We start from the raw sequence: 22,249 nt of genomic DNA on the forward strand, positions 1-22,249 counted from the left end.
TCGGCCACGCTACCGTTAGCGGCCGTGGTCAGTTCGGATATCGGGGGCGCGGCGGTCGACTACGACGTGCCGCTGGCACCCCTGACCTCGTTCCGCGTCGGACCGGTGGCAGCCCGCCTGATCACCTGCGATACCACCGCCAAGGTGGTCGGGGCGCTCACCGCGCTGCGGGATCACCCGGGCCCGGTGCTGGTGCTGGCGGGCGGGTCGAATGTGCTGGTGGCCGACGATCTGCGCGATTTGACGGTGGTGCTGCTGGCGAACACCGAGATCACCGTCGACGGCAACGTGGTGCGCGCCGAGGCCGGCGCGCTGTGGGACGACGTCGTCGTGGCCTCGCTGGCACACGGGCTCGGCGGCCTGGAATGTCTGTCCGGCATCCCGGGCTCGGCCGGGGCGACACCGGTCCAGAACGTCGGCGCCTACGGGGCCGAGGTGGCCGACGTCATCACCCGGGTCCGGCTGTTCGACCGCGAAACGGGGACCGACAGCTGGGTGAGCCCCGAGACGCTGGATTTCGGCTACCGGCACAGCGTGCTGAAGAACTCCGACCACGCCGTCGTGCTGGAGGTGGAGTTCACCCTGACCCCGGACGGTCTCAGCGCCCCGCTGCGGTACGGCGAACTGGCGATCCGCCTGGGCGCCGAGCCGGGTGCCCGGGTCGATGCGGTCAAGGTCCGCGAGGCGGTGCTGGCGTTGCGGCGCGGCAAGGGCATGGTGTCCGACGCCGCCGACCACGACACCTGGAGCGCCGGCTCCTTCTTCACCAACCCGGTCGTCGCGCAGGACGTTTTCGAACGCATCCAGGCCGCCACCGACGGTCCCGTGCCCAATTACCCGGCGCCGAACGGGGTCAAGCTGGCGGCCGGCTGGCTCGTGGAACAGGCCGGTTTCGGCAAGGGATACCCGGGTGACGACGCTCCGGCCCGGCTCTCGACCAAGCACGCGCTGGCCCTGACCAACCGGGGCTTTGCTGGCAGCGCCGACGTATTAGCGCTGGCCAGGACGGTTCGGGACGGCGTCAAGGCCGCTTTCGGGATAGATCTCACACCGGAACCGTGCTTAATCGGCTGTTCGCTGTAGGTAAATTCGAACCTGTGAGTGTGAACCGGCGACAGATGCTGACCGCGATTGCCGTCGGCACTTCCGGCGTGCTCGCCGCGTGCTCCGACAAATCGAACGGATCTGGTTCTTCGGCCCCTGCCAAAGAGACCGCGGCGCCCGTCATCACCTACCGGCCCGCCAACGGCGCCACCGATGTGGTGCCGACCAGCAGCGTCGGTGTCGATGTCACCGACGGCTGGTTCCAGAAGCTGACGCTGACCAACGGCGACGGCAAGGTCGTCGCGGCGGTGTTCAACAAGGACCGCACGTCGTTCAACGCCGCCGAGCCGCTCGGCTTCGGCGCGACGTACACGTTCACCGGTTCCGTCGTCGGCCGGGACGGCAAGTCCGTGCCGGTGTCCGCGACGTTCACGACCGTCAACCCGACCAAGCAGGTCAACGGCCAGTTCCAGCTCGCCGACGGGCAGACCGTCGGCGTGGCGGCGCCGATCATCCTGCAGTTCGACTCTTCGATCAGCGACAAGGCCTCGGTCGAGCGCAACGTCAAGGTCGTCACCGACCCGCCGGTCGAGGGCAGTTGGGCCTGGCTGCCCGACGAGCGTGAGGGCGCGCGCATGCACTGGCGGCCGCGCGAGTACTACCCGCCCGGCACCAAGGTCAGCGTCTCGGCGAAGTTGTACGGCGTCCCGTTCGGCGACGACGCCTACGGCGCGCAGGACAGCACGCTGGAGATCAGCATCGGCCGGCGCCAGGTGGTCAAGGCCGACGCGACCAGCCACCGCATCCAGGTGATCACCGACGGCGGCGTGCTGTTCGACTTCCCGTGTAGCTACGGCGAGGCCGACAAGCCGCGCAACGTGACGCGCAGCGGCATCCACGTCGTCACCGAGAAGTACGCGGACTTCTGGATGTCCAACCCGGCCGCCGGCTACTCGAACGTCCACGAACGCTGGGCCGTGCGGATCTCCAACAACGGTGAGTTCATCCACGCCAACCCGGCCAGCTCGGGCGCGCAGGGCAACACCAACGTCACCAACGGCTGTATCAACCTGTCGACCGACAACGCGCAGCAGTACTTCCAGACCGCCATCTACGGCGACCCGGTCGAGGTGACGGGCACGTCGATCCAGCTGTCCTACGCCGACGGCGACATCTGGGACTGGGCCGTCGACTGGGCCACCTGGGTGTCGATGTCCGCGTTGCCGCCGGCCAATGCCGCACCGCCGGAGACGTCCATCCCGCAGAGTGCGCCGGCCACCCCGACCGACGCACCGACGTATTCGGGTACGCCGACGACCACGACGACACCGCCGCCGACGGGCCCGGCCACTACGTCGTCGACCGCCCCGTCGACGTCGTCGTCCACCTCGACGACGACCTCGACAGCGACGTCGACTTCGACTTCGACTTCGAGCCTGCCGGCCCCGACGACGACTACTGCGGCCGGCGGCTGAAGCGGCTGTAGGGCGCCTGGTCGCGCGGCCGCATGACGATCTGGTCCAGATCGACGTGCGGCGGCCGTGACGCCACGAAACCGATGACCTCCGCGACGTCCTCGGCGACCAGTGGCGTGATGCCCTGATACACCGCGTCCGCGCGTTCGGCGTCACCGTCGAACCGCACCAGCGAGAACTCCGTCTCGACGGCGCCGGGCGCAATCTCGGTGAGCCGCACCGGTTTTCCCAGCAATTCGCCGCGCAGCGTGCGGTGCAGCGCGCCCTGGCCGTGCTTGGCGGCGATGTACCCGGCGCCGTTGTCGTACGTCTCCAGTGCCGCGATGGACGTGACGGTGACGACCAGTCCGTCACCCGAATCGATCAGCGCGGGCAGCAGCGCGCGCGTCACCCGCAGGGTGCCCAGCACGTTGGTCCGCCACATCCAGTCCCAGTGCTCCAGATCGGCCTCCGCGACAGGCGCCAGACCCTTGGCGCCGCCGGCGTTGTTGACCAGGACGTGTACCGGTCCCAGGCCTCTGACCTGGGCCGCAAGCGCGTCCACCGACTCCTGGTCGGTGACGTCCGTCACAACCGCGGTGCCGCCGATCTCGGCTGCGAGGGTGGTGATCCGGTCCGCGCGGCGGGCCGCACAGACGACATGAAAACCAAGGGCGGCAAGGGTTTTCGCGGTGGCGGCGCCGATTCCGGAACTGGCGCCGGTGACCACCGCGACGCGTACGGAGCGTTCGTCAGCTGGCATATGACCGACCTTAGTGGGCGTGCTAAGTTCCTTCCGTGATCATCAGTCAGGCATCCGGCGTCGCTGTGCGGCGTTCGTGTTGTTGTTGTCGCGCTTCGCGCTGCGCCTGACTCACGACACGGATATCTTCGTCCTAGCTGTCGGCAGGTGTGGCCCCAGGATCCACCAGCCCGACTTCTTCCCTAGGACACCCAAATGCCTGCTTCCGTCTCCACCGTTTCTGCCCCCTCCGGCGTCCGCTCTGCCGCACACGCCAAGCGCACCCTCCTGGCCCGGCACCACATCGTCGCCCCGTCGCTCCGCGTCGCCGACGCCGCCGCCGGCTCGGTCTTCAGCGCGGCCCGGCTGCGCGGCCCCATCGCCCGGGACGTGATCGCGCAGGCCACCGGCCTGAGCATTGCCACGGTGAACCGCCAGGTCACGGCCCTGTTGGACGCCGGGATGCTGCGTGAGCGGGCCGACCTGGCCGTCGCCGGCGCCATCGGCCGCCCGCGCATCCCGGTCGAGGTCAACCACGAACCGTTCCTCACCCTGGGCCTGCACGTCGGCGCCCGCACCACCGCGATCGTCGCGACCGACCTGTTCGGCCGCACCCTCGACGTGGTCGAGACGCCCACGCCGCGCGGCGACCAGAACGCCGCGCTGGCATCGCTGGCCGGCAGCGCGCAGCGTTACCTGAGCCGCTGGCACCGGCGCCGCCCGCTGTGGGTCGGCGTCGCCGCCGGTGGTGTGGTGGACAGCGCCACCGGTCACGTCGACCATCCGCGCCTCGGCTGGGTCGACGCGCCCGTCGGCCCGGTGCTGGCCCAGACCCTGGGTCTGCCGGTGTCGCTGGCGTCGCACGTCGATGCGATGGCCGGCGCCGAACTGCTGCTGGGCGCGCGCCGCGGCAAGATCGGCGCCGAGGCCTCGTCTGAATCCATGACCAGCCTGTACGTGTACGCCCGCGAGACCGTCGGCTACGCGCTGTCGATCGGCGGCAAGGTGCACTCGCCGGCCAGCGGCCCCGGCACCATCTCGGGCCTGCCGGCGCAGTCGGAACTGCTCGGCGGCAGCGGCCGGCTCGAGTCCACCGTGAGCGACGAGGCCGTGCTGGCCGCCGCCCGCAAGCAGCGGATCGTGCCGGCGGACGGACCGTCGTCGACCATCGCCGCGGTGCTGCGCGCCGCGCGGTCCGGCAACGCCGCGGCCGTCGAACTGCTGGCCGAACGGGCCCGCGTGCTCGGTGGTGCGGTGGCGCTGCTGCGCGACCTGCTGAACCCCGATGATCTGGTCGTCGGCGGCCAGGCCTTCTCCGAGTACCCCGAGGGTCTGCCGCTCGTCGAGCAGGCGTTCGCGGAGCGAACGGTGTTGGGCGTCAGGGACATTCGCGTCACCACGTTCGGCAACCGCGTGCAGGAGGCCGGCGCCGGAGTGGTGTCCCTCGGCGGGCTGTATGCCGACCCGATCGGCGCCATGCGCCGCGCCCTGCGCGCCGCCTGATCCGATTTGCCGCACTCCTCATCGCGGCTCGTTCCTCGCCGCTTGATCGTCGCGCGGCCTAAACAGCGCCGAAGGCGCTGACGATGTGCAGCGCCAGTTCGAGGTAGACGCGGCGGTGGTCGACGGAGTGCCCGAGCAGCCCTTCGGCTTGCCGGACGCGGTAGCGGACGGTATTCGGGTGCAGGTTCAGGATTTCGCCGACGGCCCGGGCGTCACCCGCGTGCTCCAGATAGAGCCGGAGCGTGTCTCGCAGGCGTGCCGCCCCGTCGTCGGCCGCCGCGAGCGCGCCCAGTTCCCGTCGCACCAATGTGGCCATGCCGTCTTCGCCCGCGATACCCGCTGCCAGGCAAGCCAATTCGACGTCGTCATAACGAACTGCGCCGGCGCCGCGGCGGTGCGCCACCGCCTGGGCGGCGAGCGCTTCGGCATGGCTGCGGCGGAATCCGTCGACACCCGGATGGCACGTGCCGAGCGCGACGTGGACGAACTCGGGCAGTGCGGCAATATCGTTGTCGGGCAGGGGTTTCGACGGTCCGGCGGTGGCCGACCAGCACCACACGGTACGGGCTCCGCTGGTTATCGTCAGCGGCCGGCCGGCACCGAGGGCCGCGCTGACGGTGACCGGGGTGGCGTCGAGTAGCCGTTGCACGTCGGCGTCGGCCACCGGCTCGTCGACCCACACCGCAAATGCGGTGTGCCGCTGGCGAAGTGGATACGACAGCGCGGTGGTGGCGTCGTCGATGTCGACGGCCTGGCCCGCGAGGATGGTCCGGACGGTTTCGGCGCGCCGGGCCCGCGCGCCCCGCTGCCACTGGTCGCGTTCGTCGGAAAAGGTGACGATGAGCGCCTCGACCATGGTGTCCAGCCAGCCCGCCAGCCGCGGCCAGAGCTGCATCAGCACCGCCGCGCGCAGCTCCGGGTCACCGATGGCGGCGACCCGCGTCTCGGTGATGAACTGCCACGCGGACCGCTGCCCGATGCGGTAGACCGCCAGCAGCACCGGCAGTTCGTAACCGCGGCGGGCGAGGGTCCGCGCCAGATCGTAAATCTCGGGTGCCGGTCGCACGTCGACGATGTCGCGCGTCACGACGGCGAGGAAACCCTTCCAGTTCGAGCGGGTGCTCGCATCGAGATCGCGGCGCAGCGTCGGGTCCGTGAACATCGGCAACGCCTCGGTGATCTCGTCATCGACGACGGTGACCAGGTGGTCGAGCGTCTCCCGGTGCTCCGACGCCTCGGCGAACTGCGCCAGCCAGTCCGTCACGGCCGGATCGGTCCGCATGCATTCGCTCCTCATTTGTCCGCGCGAACAACGTCGCGCGATTCGTTGTCCCGCCAGACCAAGAATATGGCGGGCATCACATCGCACCCTGGCAATGGCATAGGTCGCAGTGACAAATCTTTGACGATCCCTGACAGGAGCAACCCGATGATCGAACACGACTCGCACTACATCGACGGCCGGTGGCAGCCGTCGATCGGCACCGAGCGATTCGAGGTCGTCAACGCTGCCACCGAGGACGTCATCGCGACCATCCCGCTGGGCGACGCCGACGATGCCGACGCGGCAGTGGCCGCGGCGCGCGCCGCGTTTCCCGGGTGGGCGGCGACGTCGGTCGCCGAGCGCGCCGGGTACCTCAAGCTGGCGGCCGAGGAACTGCAGCGTCGGCAGACCGAGATCGCCACGCTGATCAGCCAAGAGGTCGGCATGCCGTTCGCGTATAGCAACGTGATCCAGGCGGGGTTGCCGGTGCAGTCGTTCGTGTCGATCGCCGATGTGGCACTGAGCTTTCCGTTCGAGGAGCAGGTCTACAACTCGCTGGTGGTCCGTGAGCCGATCGGCGTCGTCGTCGCGATCACGCCGTGGAACTACCCGCTGCACCAGATCGCCGCCAAGGTGGCGCCGGCGCTGGCTGCGGGCTGCACCGTCGTGCTCAAGCCCAGCGAGGTGGCGCCGCTCAACGCCTACGTGCTGGCCGAGGTGTTCGATGCGATCGGCCTGCCGCCGGGCGTCTTCAACCTGGTCACCGGCACCGGCCCGGGGGTCGGCGAGACGCTCGTCGCGCACGAGCAGGTGGACATGGTGTCGCTGACGGGGTCGACGGCCGCGGGCCGCCGCATCGGCGCGGTGGCCGCACAGACCGTCAAGCGCGTCGGCCTGGAACTCGGCGGCAAGTCCGCGCTGGTGGTGCTCGACGACGCCGACCTCGTCGAGGCCGTACGGGAAGGGTTGACCCGGTGCTTCCTCAACTCCGGTCAGACGTGCATCGCGCTGACCCGCATGATCGTCCCGCGCGCGAAAGTCGCTGAGGTGGAAGCGATTGCGCGCGCCGGCACCGAGGCGCTGCGCGTCGGCGATCCCTTCGACCCGGCCACCGAACTGGGCCCGCTGGTGTCCGCGGTACAGCGCGACCGCGTCGTCGGCTACATCGAGAAGGGCATCGCCGAAGGTGCGCGCCTGGTGGCCGGCGGCCCGACCCCACCCGACGGCCTCGACTGCGGTTTCTACGTCCGGCCGACGGTGTTCTCGGACTGCACACCCGACATGGCCATCGTGCGCGAGGAGATCTTCGGGCCCGTCCTCGTCATCCAGGCCTACGACGACGAGGACGAAGCCGTCCGCCTCGCCAACGACAGCATCTACGGGCTCAACGCCGGCGTGTACTCGGCGGACCGGGAGCGCGCGATCGCCGTGGCCCGCCGGCTGCGGTCCGGCCAGGTGCAGATCAACGACGGCGCCTTCAACATCCATGCCCCGTTCGGCGGCTACGGCCAGTCCGGGAACGGGCGCGAATTCGGCAAGTGGGGCCTGGAGGAATTCCTCGAGACCAAGTCCCTGCAGCTGCCCTGAAACTTCCCTATCCCCAACGACTTTCGAAAGCAACTCCCATGGCCAACGCATTCACCACCAAACAGCGCGCGACCCTGAAGTCCATCGTCGACACCTACGTCGCCGCGGTGCCGCGCGACGACGACCCCACCGGATTCTTCGCCGCCAAAGGCAGTGACCTGGGCACCGACGCCGTGCTCGAGCAGTACCTGACGACCAAGCTGCCCGCCGAGCAGTTCGCCGGGCTACAGCAGCTGCTGGACACCGCCGAGCTGGTCGGCCTCAACAACCAGCCGCTGAATGTGCGCGAGGTCATCGTCGGCAACCTGTCGCGCATCTCGCCCGAGACCACCGCGGCCATGACGGCCCTGTACACGCTGTCGGTGCTGTTCTCCTACAGCCTGCCCGGCGGCGAGAACGGAAACCCGCTGTGGGCGGGCATGGGGTACCCCGGCCCGGCGCAACAGCCGCCGCAGACGCCGAAGACGCTGTCGGTCATCACCCCGTCGGCGGATACGACGCTCGACGCGGACGTCGTCATCGTCGGATCCGGGTCGGGCGGGGGCGTTGCCGCTGCGGTCCTGGCCGCAGCGGGCAAGCGCGTCATCGTCCTGGAAGCCGGCGGCTACCGCAACGAATCGGACTTCGTGCAGCTCGAGCCCGTCGCCTATCACAACCTGTTCCTGCGCGGCGGCTTCTTCCCGAGCGCCGACGGCATGGTCTCGATCGCCGCCGGGTCGACGGTCGGCGGCGGCAGCACCGTCAACTGGTCCAACTCGCTGCTGACGCCGGCCACGGTCCGCAAGACCTGGGCCGAGGAGTACGGGCTGACCGACGTCACCGGCCCGTCGTTCGACGAGCACCTGGCCGCGGTGTTCGAGCGCATCGGCTGCTGCGACAAGGTCGCCGTCCAGAACGAACCGCACCAACGCCTGTCGGAAGGCGCCGCGGCACTGGACTATTCGTACGGCGTCGCGCAGCTCAACATCGACCCGGAACGCTTCGACCCGGCACTGGTCGGCTACAGCGGCATGGGCGATCAGACAGGGGCCAAGCAGGGCACCATGAAGACGTTCCTGCAGGACGCCTCCGACGCCGGCGCCCAGGTGCTGCCCGACACCCGGGCTCACCGGATCGTCACGCGCGACGGGGTGGCCGCGGGCGTCGAGGCGACGTACACCGACCCGGCGACCGGCGCCGCGCACCGCGTGCTGATCAACGCCCCGCAGGTGGTCGCGGCCGCGGGCAGTCTGGAGACCCCGGCGCTGCTGCTGCGTTCGGGCATCGGCGGCCCCGCCGTCGGCACCGGCCTGCGGTTGCACCCGGCGACCCTGGTCAGCGGCATCTACGACGACCGCCAGGACCCTTGGTCTGGCCCCGCCATGGCCGGCGTGATGAACGAGTTCGCCGAGGCCCACGACGGCCACGGCTACCTCATCGAATGCGTGCAGCACCTGCCCGGGCTGTTCACCGCTACCGTCCCGTGGCTGTCGGGCGCACAGCACAAGGAACTCGCCCGGCAGTACCAGAACCGCGCCGACTGGGTCGTCCTGGTCAAGGACCGCGGCGACGGCAGCGTCACCATCGACGCCGACGGGGAGGCGGTGCACTGGTACCCGTTCACCGACGAACTCGACCGCCGCCATTTCCGGGAGGGCATCGAGACGTCCATCCGGATGCACGCCGCCGCGGGCGCGCAGCAGATTTACGCGGCGGGCCAGCCGTTCGCGCCGTGGCAGCGCGGCGAGGACCTGGAGGCGTTCATCGCGAAGGTCAACCAGCTGCCGATCGGACCCGGCGGCACCCCGGTGTTCAGCGCCCACCAGATGAGCAGCGCGCGGATGGGCACCGACCCGCAGACGTCGGTCGCCAAGCCGTCCGGCGAGCTGCACGACACCCCCGGCGTGTGGATCGCCGACGCCAGCGCCATGCCGACCTGTTCCGGCGTGAACCCCATGATCACCGTCATGGCCGTCGCCCGCCGCACCGCCACCAACATGCTCTAGGTGCCCCACCGTCCCGGCCTGGGGTACTTCCCGCGAGCGTCCCCAAAATGCCCAGCTCGGACCACCGGACGGCGGGCGCCCGAAGCGACGGTGTAAGGATGGAGGGCGTGCGTGTCGCCGTCCTGTCGGTCCATACCTCGCCGCTGGCCCAACCGGGCACCGGCGATGCCGGCGGCATGAACGTCTACGTCCTGCAAAGCGCCCTCGAGTTGGCCCGTCGCGGCGTCGAGGTGGAAATCTTCACCCGCGCCACGTCGTCGACCGACGCCCCGGTCGTCCGGGTGGCCCCCGGCGTCCTGGTACGCAACATCGTCGCCGGCCCGTTCGAGGGCCTGGACAAGTACGACCTGCCGACGCAGCTGTGCGCCTTCACGGCGGGCGTGCTGCGCGTCGAGGCCAACCATGAGCCGGGCTACTACGACATCGTGCATTCGCACTACTGGCTGTCGGGGCAGGTGGGCTGGCTGGCCTCGGACCGCTGGGCCGTGCCTCTGGTGCACACCGCGCACACGTGGGCCGCGGTGAAGAACCTGTCGCTGGCGGAAGGCGATACCCCGGAGCCGGCGCTGCGCGCGGTCGGTGAGCAGCAGGTGGTCGACGCCGCCGACCGGCTCATCGTCAACACCGAAGACGAAGCGCAGCAACTGGTTTCGCTGCACCACGCGGACCCGGCCCGCATCGACGTGGCCTACCCGGGTGTCGACCTGACGACCTTCACGCCCGGCGACAAGGCCGAAGCCCGTGCGGCACTGGGGCTTTCGCCCCACGAACAGGTGGTCGCCTTCGTCGGCCGCATCCAGCCGCTGAAGGCCCCCGACGTGCTGTTGCGCGCGGCGGCCAAGCTGCCCGACGTGCGCGTCGTGGTCGCCGGCGGTCCGTCGGGCAGTGGCCTGGCCGTACCCGACGGCCTGGTTTCCCTCGCCGACGAGCTGGGTATCACCGACCGTGTGACATTCCTGCCGCCGCAGTCCCGTGACCAGCTGGTCAATGTCTACCGTGCCGCGGATCTCGTTGCGGTGCCGAGCTATTCGGAGTCGTTCGGCCTGGTCGCGGTCGAGGCGCAGGCCTGCGGGACGCCGGTGGTCGCCGCCGCTGTCGGCGGGCTGCCTGTCGCGGTGCGCGACGGCGTGAGCGGCGTGCTGGTGCAAGGCCACGATCCGGTCGACTGGGCCAACGCCATCGGGCGGACGCTGGAAATGGGTCCGGAATCCCTGCGCGACGGCGCTTTACAGCACGCTGCGACGTTCTCGTGGGCCCACACCGTGGACGCGCTGCTGGCCGGTTACACGCGGGCGATCGCCGACTACCGCGGCCGTCGTCCCCGGCGTGATTCCGCGGCCCGCCGCAGCCGCCGGTTCCTGATCCGTCGGGGCGTGCGCGCATGACGACTGCCGCCACGGTCACGCAGTTGATCGAAGAGACCCTGCGCGCACACGAACTCGACTTCTCGCACCATGACGGGGGAGTGCACGGCCGGCCCGGCATCGTCGTGGCGCTGCCCGGTGAGCGCCGGCTGACCACCAACACGCTGCTCAGCGTGGGCGAGCACGGCGTGCGCCTGGAGGCATTCGTCTGCCGCAAGCCCGACGAGAACTTCGAGGGCGTCTACAAGTACCTGCTGCGCCGCAATCGGCGGCTGTACGGCATGGCCTACACGCTGGACAACATCGGCGACATCTATCTGGTGGGCCGGATGGCGCTGCATGCGGTGACCCCAGACGAGATCGACCGGCTGATGGGCCAGGTCATCGAGGCCGTCGACTTCGACTTCAACACCCTGCTCGAGCTGGGGTTCCGCTCGTCGATCGAGAAAGAGTGGAAGTGGCGCCTGTCCCGCGGGGAGTCGCTGAAGAACCTCAAGGCGTTCGAGCACCTGCGGCCGGAGTAGGGCTGCTGCGGAGACAGAGCCCGCAGTCGCGCGTCGTACTCGTTGAGGCTGCGTCGAGGGCTCGGCTCCCTCGGGTTTTCCGCGGCCGCCGCAGTGTCAGCGCGCCTCAGCGCTGGCTCCCGGGTGCGAGGAGAGCCAAAGACCCGCACGTGAGAAGATGCAGGCCATGCCGACCTTGATCCTGCTGCGTCACGGCGAGAGCCAGTGGAACGAGAAGAACCTGTTCACCGGGTGGGTCGACGTCGACCTCACCGACAAGGGCCGGGCCGAGGCCGTCCGGGGCGGAAAGCTGCTGGTCGAGCAGGGTGTGCTGCCGGACGTGCTGTACACGTCGCTGCTGCGCCGCGCGATCACCACCGCCAACCTGGCTTTGGACGCCGCCGACCGGCACTGGATTCCCGTGCACCGCGACTGGCGCCTCAACGAGCGGCACTACGGCGCGCTGCAGGGCCTCGACAAGGCCGAGACGCTGGCCAAGTACGGCCAGGACCAGTTCATGTCGTGGCGCCGCAGCTACGACACCCCGCCGCCCCCGATCGAGAAGGGCAGCACCTACAGCCAGGACGGCGACCCGCGGTACGCCGGCATCGACGCGCCGCTGACCGAATGCCTCGCCGACGTCGTCAAGCGGTTCGTGCCCTACTTCGAGCAGACCATCGCGGCCGACCTCAAGGCCGGCAAGACCGTGCTGATCGCGGCACACGGCAACTCGCTGCGCGCGCTGGTGAAGTACCTGGACGGCATGTCCGACGACGAGATCACCGGCCTGAACATCCCGACGGGCATCCCGCTGCGGTACGAACTGGACGAAAATCTGAAGCCGACGGTGCCCGGTGGCGAATACCTGGACCCCGAGGCAGCCGCCGCGGGAGCCGCCGCGGTCGCCGCGCAGGGCGCCAAACAGCACTGACGCCGCGAACAGCTGGTGAACAGCGGTTAACACCAGTGAAACACCTGGATTTGTACGTGTGACTTGTACCGATCCGGCCGCTCGCTGCTGGGATGGCGTTCATCTGATGCGTACGATTTGCCCGTGAGCTTGTCGTACGCGCTGCCTCTGGTGGCCGCCACGGCGCTGCTCGCGTTGGCCCTGGGCATCGCGATCGGCATGCGGTGGGTGCCGCGGCTGAACGAGCGCCGCGAGCGCCGCGCCGCCGAGCAGTCCGGCCTCACGGTGTCCGAGATGTTCGCGCACATCGTGTCCATGTCCCCACTGGGCATGGCGGTCGTCGACACCTACCGCGACGTGGTCTACACCAACGGCCTGGCCAAGGACCTCGGTCTGGTGCGGGACCGGCTGCTGGACGACCGGGCGTGGGAGGCCGCGCAGCGGACCCTCGCGACCGGCGAGGACGTCGAGTTCGACCTGTCGCCGGCCAAACGGGCCAACCCCGGCCGGTCCCGGCTGGCAGTGCGGGGTCTGGCGCGGCAGCTGACGGAAGAGGACGGCCGCTTCGCGGTGGTCTACGTCAACGATCAGTCCGAACAGGCCCGCATGGAGGCCAGTCGCCGCGACTTCGTCGCCAATGTCAGTCATGAGCTCAAGACGCCGGTCGGTGCCATGGGCCTGCTGGCCGAGGCGCTGCTGGCGTCGTCGGAGGACCAGGACATGGTCAACCGGTTCGCCGAGAAGATCGTCACCGAGTCCAACCGGCTGGCCAACATGGTCGGTGAACTGATCGAGCTGTCCCGCTTGCAGGGCGCCGAGCCGCTGCCGCACCTCGACGCGGTCGACGTGGATTCCGTTGTCGCCGAGGTGGTTTCCCGGCACAAGGTGGCCGCCGACAACGCCGATATCGCGATCACCACCGACGCGCCCCGCGGTTACCAGGTGCTGGGCAGTGAGACCCTGCTGGCGACGGCGCTCGCGAACCTGGTGTCCAACGCAATCTCCTACTCGCCCAAGGGTTCCCAGGTATCGATCAGCCGGCGCCGCTACGGCGACAATGTCGAGATCGCGGTGACCGACCGTGGCATCGGTATCGAAAAGGCCGATCAGGAGCGGGTTTTCGAGCGATTCTTCCGCGTCGACAAGGCGCGGTCCCGGGCCACCGGCGGCACCGGGCTGGGGCTGGCCATCGTCAAACACGTTGCGGCCAACCACAACGGAACCATCCGGCTGTGGAGTCAGCCGGGAACCGGGTCGACATTCACCTTGTCGATTCCGGCCTATCTCGACTCGGACGACGTGGATGTCGACGAGGGAGACGACCACTCATTGCCATCACAAGGAGGGCGACCGAACCAATGACCAGTGTGCTGATCGTGGAGGACGAGGAGTCCCTGGCCGATCCCTTGGCGTTCCTGTTGCGCAAGGAAGGTTTCGAGGCCACCGTCGTGACCGATGGTCCGTCGGCGTTGGCCGAGTTCGACCGGGCCGGGGCCGACATCGTGCTCCTGGACCTGATGCTGCCCGGTATGAGCGGCACCGACGTCTGTAAGCAGCTGCGCTCGCGGTCCGGCGTGCCGGTCATCATGGTGACCGCGCGGGACAGTGAGATCGACAAGGTCGTCGGCCTGGAACTCGGCGCCGACGACTACGTCACCAAGCCGTACTCGGCCCGCGAGCTCATCGCCCGCATCCGCGCCGTTCTGCGCCGCGGTGGTGAGTCCGACGACACCGTCGGCGCCGACGGCGTGCTGGAGGCCGGGCCGGTCCGCATGGACGTCGAGCGGCACATCGTGTCCGTCAACGGCGACGCCATCACGCTGCCGCTCAAGGAGTTCGACCTGCTCGAGTACCTGATGCGCAACAGCGGGCGGGTGCTGACGCGCGGCCAGTTGATCGACCGGGTCTGGGGCGCCGACTACGTCGGCGACACCAAGACCCTCGACGTCCACGTCAAGCGGCTGCGGTCCAAGATCGAGGCCGACCCGGCCAACCCGGTGCACCTCGTCACCGTTCGCGGGCTGGGTTACAAGCTCGAGGGCTAGCTCCCGGCGCAAGTCCTCGCGGTTACTTGTCTGCCGCCGCGGTGGCCGGGTGCACGGCGATGAGCCCGAGCCCGGCCCGGCGCTTGCACAGCGCCGCCAGCTCGGCGTACACCTTCGCGCCGAGCAGTTCGGTCAGTTCGGGCCCGTAGGACTCCCACACGGGCCGGGCGCCGACGTGGGCGGCGGGGTCGCCGGTGCAGTACCAGACCAGATCGTGGCCGCCCTCGCCCCAGCCGCGCCGGTCGTATTCGGTGACGACGGTCCGCAGGATCTCGGTGCCGTCCGGCCGCGTCACCCAGTCCTGCGTGCGCCGGATCGGCAGCTGCCAGCAGACCTCGGGCTTCATGGTCAGCGGCTCGACGCCGAGCTTGAGGGCCTTGCTGTGCAGGGCGCAGCCGATGCCGCCGGCGAAACCGGGCCGGTTCAGGAAGATGCACGCGCCCTTGTACTTGCGGGTCCGCAGGTTGGGCTTGTCGTCGTACTCGTCCATCTCGAGGTAGCCCTTGCGGCCCAGGCCCTTCTCCCGGAACTGCCAGTCCTCGTCGGTCAGCAGCTTCACCGACTCCTCGAGCTGCGCGACGTCGTCGTCATCGGCCATGAAGGCGCCGTGGCTGCAGCAGCCGTCGTCGGGCCGGCCCTCGACGGTGCCCTGGCACGCCGGTGTCCCGAAGACGCAGGTCCATTTCGACAGCAGCCACGTCATGTCCGCGGCGATCAGATGCTCCGGATTGTCGGGGTCGAAGAACTCCACCCACTCGCGGGCAAAGTCCAGTCCCACCTCGTGGGAACCGGGCTTCGAAGGCTCGCCGGGACTGATCTGCGATGCGGTCACAGCACGCAACCGTAGACCCGTTACCGTGGTTTCCGTGCGATTGGGCGTCCTCGACGTGGGCAGTAACACCGTTCATCTATTGGTGGTCGACGCGCGCCGTGGCGGGCACCCCACCCCGATGAGTTCGACCAAGGCCTCACTGCGCCTTGCCGAGGCGATCGACGACACCGGCAAATTGACCCGCAAGGGCGCAGACAGCCTCGTCGCGACCGTCGACGAGTTCGCCAAGATCGCCACCAGCTCGGGGTGCGCGGAGTTTATGGCGTTCGCCACATCTGCGGTCCGGGATGCCACCAACTCCGAGGCGGTGCTGGCGCGGGTGCGGGCCGAGACCGGCGTCCAGCTGCAGGTCCTGTCCGGGGTCGACGAATCGCGTCTCACCTTCCTGGCGGTGCGCCGCTGGTACGGCTGGAGCGCGGGCCGCATCATCAACCTCGATATCGGTGGCGGCTCGCTCGAGCTCTCGGGCGGCATCGACGAAGAACCCGATGTCGCACTGTCGATGCCGCTGGGTGCGGGCCGTTTGACGCGCGAATGGCTGCAGGAGGATCCGCCCGGCCGCCGGCGCGTGGCGGTGCTGCGCGACTGGCTGGACAACGAGATCTCCGCCTCGGCGGCCAAGGTGCTCGCGGCCGGTACCCCCGAGCTCGCGGTCGCGACGTCGAAGACCTTCCGGTCGCTGGCCCGGCTCACGGGTGCGGCACCGTCGGGCGCCGGACCGCGCGTGAAGCGCACGTTGACCGCCGCCGGCCTCAGACAGCTCATATCTTTCATCTCTAGGATGACCACGGCCGACAGAGCCGAGTTGGAAGGGGTGAGTGCCGACCGCGCGCCACAGATCGTGGCCGGTGCGTTGGTGGCCGAGGCGACCATGCGAGCGCTGTCGCTCGACGCGGTGGACATCTGCCCGTGGGCGTTGCGGGAGGGTGTCATTCTGCGGAAACTCGACAGCGAAGCCGATGGAACCGACTTGGTGGAAACGTTCGCGGGATTGGCTCCCGCCAAAGGCGAGACACGATGACAGATTCAGACGACTTCTCGGCGACGCGACCGATCTCGGTCGCCGAGCTGCTGGCCAAGAACGGCACCATCGGTGCGCCGCCGGTCGGTGGCCGCCGGCGTCGCCGGCGGGGGAACAGCGACGCGGTGACGGTCGCCGAACTGACCGGCGAAATCCCGATCATCCGGCCGGAGACGCTGCACGCAGAGCCGGCTGAGGCCGCAGCGGAGCCGGCGCCCGAGCCCGAATCCGCCCCGGAACCGGAGCCGGTCGCCGAGCTGGAGCCGGAAGCCGAGGTCGAGGAGGCGGCTGTCGCCGTCGAGGACGAGACGCCGTCCGCGGCCGACGAGATGGAGCCCGACGACACCGGCGCCCACTACGTCGTCGACGACGAGATGCTGCACACCGACATCGTCGAGCCCGCGCCCGCCGATGCCGCGGTCGACGACTACGAGGACCACCTGCGCCGTCGCGACGCCGAGGCCGACCCGCTGGAGTTCGTGGCGCCGTCGCGCAAGCCCGCCTTCCGATGGTCGTTCAAGCCGGTCCGCGGCGCCGAGGAGATGAGCCCCGACCCGGTCGACGAGGACGTACCGGCCGACGCCGACATCGATGACGATCTGCTCGCGCTCACCGACGCCGAGCCCGTCGCCAAGCTCGACACCGGGGCCGTGCCCGTCGTCGACGACACCGTGGCGGCCGAGGCGGCTCCCGAGGCGCCGCGTGCGCCGTCACGCAATGGCCGCAGCGAGCGCTACGACGCCCTGTTCGGTGGCTTCGCCGCCGACGAGGACACCCGGCGGGAAGAGCTCGTCGCCGACCACGACGTGCACGACGAGGACGTCGACCACGAAGCCATCGGCCGCGAAGCCGACCACGACGAAGCCGACCACGAGGACGACGAGAAGTCCGGGTCCGGCCTCAAGCGCGGCGCCTGGGTCGTCGGGCAGAGCCTGTTGGCCGTCGCGTTCGGCGCCGGCATGTTCTTCGCGTTCGACCAACTGTGGCGCTGGAACCAGATCGTGGCGCTGATGCTGTCGATGCTGGTGATCCTCGGCCTGGTCGCCGGGATCCGGGTGATCCGGAAGGATCACGACCTGGCCAGTACGCTGATCGCGATTCTGGTCGGCGGTCTGGTCACGTTCGGACCCTTGGCACTGCTCTACTCAGCCTGAACCGGAGGCCTGTGCGTCCCGCCATCAAGGTAGGTCTGTCCACCGCGTCGGTCTATCCCTTGCGGACCGAAGCTGCCTTCGAGTACGCCGCCCGCCTCGGCTACGACGGTGTCGAGCTGATGGTGTGGGCCGAGCCCGTCAGCCAGGACATCGACGCCGTCGAGCGCATGTCGCAGCGCTGGGGCGTCCCGGTGCTCAGTGTGCACGCGCCGTGTCTGCTGATCTCGCAGCGCGTGTGGGGCTCCAACCCGATCCCGAAGCTGGAACGCAGCGTGCGGGCCGCCGAGCAGCTCGGTGCGCAGACCGTCGTCGTGCATCCGCCGTTCCGGTGGCAGCGCCGGTACGCCGAGGGTTTCTCGGATCAGGTCGCCGAGCTCGAGGCCTCGAGCGACGTGCTGGTCGCGGTCGAGAACATGTTCCCGTTCCGCACCGACCGGTTCTTCGGCACCGGCCAGCCGTCCATCGAGCGGATGCGTAAGCGTGGCGGTACCCCGGGACCGGGGATCTCGGCTTTCGCGCCGTCCTACGACCCGCTGGACGGCAATCACGCCCACTACACCCTGGACCTGTCGCACTCGGCGACGGCGGGCACCGATGCCGTCGACATGGCGCGGCGGATGGGCAAGGGGCTGGTGCACCTGCATCTGTGCGACGGCAACGGCGCGTCCACCGACGAGCATCTGGTGCCCGGGCGCGGCAGCCAGCCGACGGTGCAGATCTGTCAGATGCTGGCGGCCAGTGAGTTCTCCGGGCACGTGATCCTGGAGGTCACCACGTCGGCGGCGCGCAACAACGCCGAGCGGGAGGCGCTGCTCGTCGAGTCGCTCGAATTCGCGCGTCGGCACCTGCTGCGCTGACCAGCCGCCGTCCTGGCATGCTGTCTCCCGTGGCGAGAATTGCGATCATCGGTGGCGGAAATATCGGCGAGGCCCTGCTGGCGGGGCTGCTGCAGTCAGGGCGGCAGGTCAAGGATCTGGTTGTCGCGGAGGCCTATCCGGCCCGCGCCGCGCAACTCGCCGAGAAGTACTCCGTCCGGGTCACCGATGTCGCCGATGCCGCGGAGAACGCCGCCTACGTCATCGTGGCCGTGAAGCCCGACGCCGTCGAGGGCGTCGTCGAGACCCTGGCCGACGCGGCCGCGGACGCCGACAGCAGCAGCGTCGAGCAGGTCGTGGTGTCGGTGGCCGCGGGCGTCCCCACGTCCTTCTACGAGGCCAAGCTGCCCGCCGGTGCGCCGGTGGTCCGGGCCATGCCGAATACGCCGATGCTGGTCGGTGCGGGCATCACGGCGCTGTCGCGGGGCCGGTTCGCGAACGACGCGCAGCTGGCCGAGGTGTCGGAGATCTTCTCCGCCGTCGGCGCGGTGCTGACGGTGCCGGAGAAGCAGATGGACGCGGTGACCGCGGTGTCCGGTTCGGGCCCCGCGTACTTCTTCCTGATGGTCGAGGCGGTCGTCGACGCGGGTGTCGCGGCGGGCCTCCCGCGGCCCGTGGCAACCGAGCTGGCGACCCAGACGATGGCCGGTGCGGCCGCCATGTTGCTCGATCGGATGACGGAATCCGGCTCCGGTTCCGTGGTCGGTCCGCTCGACACCAGCGCCGCGCAATTGCGGGCCTCGGTGACCTCTCCGGGCGGCACGACCGCCGCTGGTCTGCGGGAACTCGAACGGGGTGGGCTGCGGTCTGCCGTCGCGAGTGCCGTCGAAGCCGCAAAAACACGGTCTGAGCAGCTAAGAATTACATCTGAGTAGTTCTAAGATTTCAGATTGATTACCCCACACCCGTCGCAATAACCACATTGGCCACGCTATTCTCCTTCTCGTAAGCACGCGTTGGTGCCAGCGGAGGGGAAGCCGCTGGAGCTGGCCGTGCCTGATTGATTGGGTTGCGATGACGTCTATGAACGGGCCATCGGCGCGTGACGGTGGCGATCAGCCACGAACGCAGTTCCTGACTGTTGCCGAGGTTGCGAGCCTTATGCGGGTGAGCAAGATGACGGTATACCGGCTGGTACACAACGGGGAGTTGCCCGCGGTGCGTGTCGGCCGATCATTTCGGGTGCACGCCAAAGCGGTGCACGACCTCCTCGAGTCCTCGTACCACGACGCGGGTTAGTCTCCGCGCGCTCGGCTGAGTGCTGCGTACCTTGCGTGCGCAGCACCGATTCGGCGATTTCGGCGTGCTCTGTCTCGCTAGCGCGACAGAGCACGCCGAAATCGCTGCTGAGCGGGCGTATCCAGCAGGCGTTTTCGTGACGGGAAACCCCGCCGGGTAAAGTGGCGGGGTTGGTTTCACACCGATCTTCACGGATCGACGTCTAGTAGCGGAGACTTCAAAGTCTATGGGTTCAGTCATCAAGAAGCGGCGTAAGCGCATGTCGAAGAAGAAGCACCGCAAGCTGCTTCGTCGCACTCGGGTTCAGCGCAGAAAACTCGGTAAGTAGTTCTCAGCGCTCGTTTGCGTCGCCCACTAGGCTGACCAAATGGATGCCGACGGACGCCCCGGAAGCCGGCCCACAACGCCGGGCGGAAGCGATTCCGGCCCGGACATCCCCGAGACCCTGCACCACCCCAAGGTGGTGCTGGTCACGGGTGCGTGCCGGTTCCTGGGCGGATATCTGACAGCCAGACTCGCTCAGAACCAGCTCATCGAGCACGTGATCGCGGTCGACGCGATCACGCCGAGCAAGGACATGTTGCGGCGGATGGGCCGCGCGGAGTTCGTCCGCGCGGACATCCGCAATCCCTTCATCGCCAAGGTGATCCGGAACGGCAACGTCGACACCGTCGTCCACGCGGCGGCGGCGTCATACGTGCCGCAATCCGGTCGCGCTGCGCTCAAAGAGCTCAACGTGATGGGCGCCATGCAGCTGTTCGCGGCCTGTCAGAAGGCACCTTCGGTCCGCCGGGTGATCCTGAAGTCGACATCGGAGATCTACGGGGCCAGCCCGCGTGATCCGGTGATGTTCACCGAGGACAGCAGCGCCCGCCGGCCACCGGGGGAGGGCTTCGCCCGCGACAGCATCGACATCGAGGGTTACGCGCGCGGTCTCGCGCGGCGGCGACCCGACATCGCGGTCACCATCCTGCGGTTGGCCAACATGATCGGCCCGGCCATGGACACCGCGCTGTCGCGGTACCTTGCCGGCCCGTTGGTGCCGACCGCCTTCGGGCACGACGCCCGGTTGCAACTGCTGCACGAGCAGGACGCCCTCGGGGCGCTGGAACGTGCCACCCTGGTGGGACGCGCCGGCACCTTCAACATCGGGGCATCGGGCGTCATCCTGATGAGCCAGGCCATTCGCCGGTCCGGCCGCATCGGGTTGCCGCTCGCCGGCCCCACGATGTGGGCGCTGGACGCGTGGCGACGGGCGACCGCGGGTGTCGAATTGGACCGCGAACAGTCCGACTACATGCGCTACGGCCGGGTCATGGACACCACACGGATGACGAGGGAACTCGGCTATACCCCAAAGTGGACGACCATGGAGGCTTTTGACGATTACGTTTCAGGCCGCGCGCTGACGCCCATTATCGACCCAGGATGGGTACGCTCAGTGGAGCGTCGTGCAGTGGCCGCAGCGCAGCGGTGGGGACGCTGATTTCGCAAGTTTTTGATGGTGGGAGATATTGACGTGGCGGGCGAATCTAAAGCCAAAGTCATTCCGCTCCATTCGAATTCGACACGCGCTGCCGCGCAACGTCGGGCGTCGAAACGGGATGCAACGCTGCGACATCCTTCGCTGTTGACCGACCCCGGGACTCGCGCATCGGCCGAGCAGATTGCTGCCGTGGTCCGTGAGATCGACCAGCACCGGTTTGCCGCGGCCGGCCCTGCGGCCGACGAGGGGCCCAATGAACTGGCCCAACGCATAAGTGCCGCTTCGGATTTCATCCGCAAGCGACTGACCGGCGACTACCGTGTCGACGAATTCGGTTTCGACCAGCATCTCAACAATGCGGTCTTTCTTCCGTTGCTGCGAACACTTTTCAATTCGTGGTTCCGCGTCGAGGTATCCGGCATCGAGAATTTGCCCGATGACGGCGCCGCATTGGTGGTGGCAAACCATGCGGGCGTATTGCCGTTCGACGGATTGATGACGTCGGTCGCCGTGCACGACAAACACCCGAAGCATCGGGATCTGCGGCTGCTGGCCGCCGACCTCGTCTTCGACCTGCCGGTGGTGGGACAGGCGGCGCGCAAGGCCGGCCACACCATGGCCTGCACCGCCGACGCGCACCGGCTGCTCGAGGCCGGCGAGCTGACCGCCGTGTTCCCCGAGGGGTACAAGGGGCTCGGCAAGCCTTTCAAGGACCGGTACAAGCTGCAGCGGTTCGGCCGCGGCGGCTTCGTCTCGGCGGCGCTGCGCTCGGGTGCGCCCATCGTGCCGTGCTCGATCGTCGGCTCCGAGGAGATCTACCCCAAGATCGGCGACGTGAAGCTGCTGGCCCGCCTGCTCGGGCTGCCGTACTTCCCACTGACGCCGCTGTTCCCGCTCGCCGGGCCTATCGGCCTGCTGCCGCTGCCGTCGAAGTGGTACATCCAGTTCGGCGAGCCCATCTCGACGGCCGACTACGACGAGTCCGCCGCCGACGACCCGATGATCACCTTCGAGCTGACCGACCAGGTGCGCGCCACCATCCAGCAGACGCTGTACCAGCTGCTGGCCAACCGCCGCGGCACGTTCCTGTAGTTCACCGCGAGCGGCCATTGCTCCTATGTCAAGCAGCGAGTGGTGTTTCGGGTTTTTGGTGTGATCGGTTGGGGTGCAGGTCGGTGTGGAGGCTGCGGTAGACGGTTCGGCTGAGGTGGCGTTTGAGGCATCGTAGGGCTTCTTTGGTG

20 protein-coding genes and 1 pseudogene are annotated in these 22,249 nt (G+C 68.9%); 18 read left to right on the forward strand and 3 right to left on the reverse strand.

The features are described from left to right. Positions 1 to 24 precede the first annotated feature (24 nt). Positions 25 to 1,083: a UDP-N-acetylmuramate dehydrogenase gene (locus ACJH6I_RS20610; RefSeq protein ID WP_226519665.1), complete on the forward strand. Its 1,059-nt coding sequence runs from the start codon at positions 25 to 27 to the stop codon at positions 1,081 to 1,083. A 35-nt stretch (positions 1,084 to 1,118) separates the two neighbouring features. Continuing rightward, positions 1,119 to 2,405, forward strand: a pseudogene (locus ACJH6I_RS20615) (Ig-like domain-containing protein); the annotation flags it as partial. A gap of 94 nt (positions 2,406 to 2,499) precedes the next feature. On the opposite strand, the gene ACJH6I_RS20620 reads toward ACJH6I_RS20615, so the two are convergent. After that, entirely contained in the window at positions 2,500 to 3,261 is a 762-nt protein-coding gene (locus ACJH6I_RS20620; RefSeq protein WP_226519664.1) for an SDR family oxidoreductase, read from the reverse strand. Between the two features lie 195 nt (positions 3,262 to 3,456). On the opposite strand from ACJH6I_RS20620, the gene ACJH6I_RS20625 reads away from it, so the two are divergent. Continuing rightward, positions 3,457 to 4,743, forward strand: a complete 1,287-nt coding sequence (locus ACJH6I_RS20625) for an ROK family transcriptional regulator (protein WP_318986619.1) — start codon at positions 3,457 to 3,459, stop codon at positions 4,741 to 4,743. Positions 4,744 to 4,801: 58 nt separating this feature from the next. Here the strand turns inward: ACJH6I_RS20625 and ACJH6I_RS20630 are convergent, their stop codons facing one another. Further along, positions 4,802 to 6,025 (reverse strand): helix-turn-helix domain-containing protein, encoded by a 1,224-nt coding sequence (locus ACJH6I_RS20630; protein ID WP_318986618.1) that lies wholly within the window; start codon positions 6,023 to 6,025, stop codon positions 4,802 to 4,804. 147 nt (positions 6,026 to 6,172) lie between these two features. On the opposite strand from ACJH6I_RS20630, the gene ACJH6I_RS20635 reads away from it, so the two are divergent. The 7 genes from ACJH6I_RS20635 to regX all read left to right on the forward strand — a co-directional run bounded on the left by ACJH6I_RS20635 (position 6,173) and on the right by regX (position 14,401). Then, positions 6,173 to 7,594 (forward strand): aldehyde dehydrogenase family protein, encoded by a 1,422-nt coding sequence (locus tag ACJH6I_RS20635; protein WP_318986617.1) that lies wholly within the window; start codon positions 6,173 to 6,175, stop codon positions 7,592 to 7,594. Positions 7,595 to 7,632: 38 nt separating this feature from the next. Further along, a complete protein-coding gene (locus ACJH6I_RS20640; RefSeq protein ID WP_318986616.1) occupies positions 7,633 to 9,579 on the forward strand; it encodes a GMC family oxidoreductase in 1,947 nt (648 codons plus the stop codon). 98 nt (positions 9,580 to 9,677) lie between these two features. Next, complete coding sequence (mshA, locus tag ACJH6I_RS20645) at positions 9,678 to 10,964, forward strand: D-inositol-3-phosphate glycosyltransferase (protein ID WP_318986615.1); 1,287 nt, start codon at positions 9,678 to 9,680, stop codon at positions 10,962 to 10,964. Further along, positions 10,961 to 11,467 carry a YbjN domain-containing protein gene (locus ACJH6I_RS20650; RefSeq protein ID WP_318986614.1) on the forward strand — a complete coding sequence of 169 codons (507 nt, stop codon included), beginning with the start codon at positions 10,961 to 10,963 and terminating at the stop codon, positions 11,465 to 11,467. Before mshA ends, ACJH6I_RS20650 begins: the two co-directional genes overlap by 4 nt. A gap of 157 nt (positions 11,468 to 11,624) precedes the next feature. Continuing rightward, positions 11,625 to 12,377 (forward strand): phosphoglyceromutase, encoded by a 753-nt coding sequence (locus ACJH6I_RS20655; RefSeq protein WP_346415937.1) that lies wholly within the window; start codon positions 11,625 to 11,627, stop codon positions 12,375 to 12,377. Positions 12,378 to 12,500: 123 nt separating this feature from the next. Further along, a complete protein-coding gene (locus ACJH6I_RS20660) occupies positions 12,501 to 13,718 on the forward strand; it encodes a cell wall metabolism sensor histidine kinase WalK (RefSeq protein ID WP_212807064.1) in 1,218 nt (405 codons plus the stop codon). Beyond that, positions 13,715 to 14,401 carry a response regulator transcription factor gene (gene regX, locus ACJH6I_RS20665; RefSeq protein ID WP_212814598.1) on the forward strand — a complete coding sequence of 229 codons (687 nt, stop codon included), beginning with the start codon at positions 13,715 to 13,717 and terminating at the stop codon, positions 14,399 to 14,401. The genes ACJH6I_RS20660 and regX overlap by 4 nt, the downstream gene beginning before the upstream one ends. 22 nt (positions 14,402 to 14,423) lie before the next feature. Here regX and ACJH6I_RS20670 read toward each other — a convergent pair whose 3' ends face one another. Beyond that, positions 14,424 to 15,242, reverse strand: a complete 819-nt coding sequence (locus tag ACJH6I_RS20670) for a hypothetical protein (RefSeq protein WP_406784435.1) — start codon at positions 15,240 to 15,242, stop codon at positions 14,424 to 14,426. Positions 15,243 to 15,267: 25 nt separating this feature from the next. Here ACJH6I_RS20670 and ACJH6I_RS20675 point away from each other — a divergent pair, with 25 nt between their 5' ends. The 8 genes from ACJH6I_RS20675 to ACJH6I_RS20710 all read left to right on the forward strand — a co-directional run bounded on the left by ACJH6I_RS20675 (position 15,268) and on the right by ACJH6I_RS20710 (position 22,100). After that, positions 15,268 to 16,254: a Ppx/GppA phosphatase family protein gene (locus ACJH6I_RS20675; RefSeq protein ID WP_064858693.1), complete on the forward strand. Its 987-nt coding sequence runs from the start codon at positions 15,268 to 15,270 to the stop codon at positions 16,252 to 16,254. Then, positions 16,251 to 17,408, forward strand: coding sequence for an FUSC family protein (locus ACJH6I_RS20680; RefSeq protein WP_406784436.1), 1,158 nt, complete (start codon positions 16,251 to 16,253; stop codon positions 17,406 to 17,408). Before ACJH6I_RS20675 ends, ACJH6I_RS20680 begins: the two co-directional genes overlap by 4 nt. 11 nt (positions 17,409 to 17,419) lie before the next feature. Beyond that, on the forward strand, positions 17,420 to 18,265 hold the full coding sequence (locus tag ACJH6I_RS20685; RefSeq protein WP_293015550.1) for a sugar phosphate isomerase/epimerase: 846 nt from the start codon (positions 17,420 to 17,422) through the stop codon (positions 18,263 to 18,265). A gap of 29 nt (positions 18,266 to 18,294) precedes the next feature. After that, entirely contained in the window at positions 18,295 to 19,158 is an 864-nt protein-coding gene (gene proC / locus ACJH6I_RS20690; protein ID WP_406784437.1) for a pyrroline-5-carboxylate reductase, read from the forward strand. A gap of 139 nt (positions 19,159 to 19,297) precedes the next feature. Next, positions 19,298 to 19,522, forward strand: a complete 225-nt coding sequence (locus ACJH6I_RS20695) for a cell division/environmental response transcriptional regulator (protein ID WP_029105159.1) — start codon at positions 19,298 to 19,300, stop codon at positions 19,520 to 19,522. Between the two features lie 226 nt (positions 19,523 to 19,748). Further along, the gene (locus tag ACJH6I_RS20700) at positions 19,749 to 19,850 is read left to right on the forward strand and encodes a 30S ribosomal protein bS22 (RefSeq protein ID WP_003402602.1); all 102 of its coding nucleotides are present in this window, start codon (positions 19,749 to 19,751) and stop codon (positions 19,848 to 19,850) included. A 39-nt stretch (positions 19,851 to 19,889) separates the two neighbouring features. Beyond that, the gene (locus ACJH6I_RS20705) at positions 19,890 to 21,008 is read left to right on the forward strand and encodes an SDR family oxidoreductase (RefSeq protein WP_406784438.1); all 1,119 of its coding nucleotides are present in this window, start codon (positions 19,890 to 19,892) and stop codon (positions 21,006 to 21,008) included. Positions 21,009 to 21,023: 15 nt separating this feature from the next. After that, positions 21,024 to 22,100: a lysophospholipid acyltransferase family protein gene (locus ACJH6I_RS20710; RefSeq protein ID WP_406774324.1), complete on the forward strand. Its 1,077-nt coding sequence runs from the start codon at positions 21,024 to 21,026 to the stop codon at positions 22,098 to 22,100. Positions 22,101 to 22,249 lie beyond the last annotated feature (149 nt).

The organism is Mycobacterium sp. SMC-13 (genome assembly GCF_045311035.1).
Lineage (GTDB): Bacteria > Actinomycetota > Actinomycetes > Mycobacteriales > Mycobacteriaceae > Mycobacterium.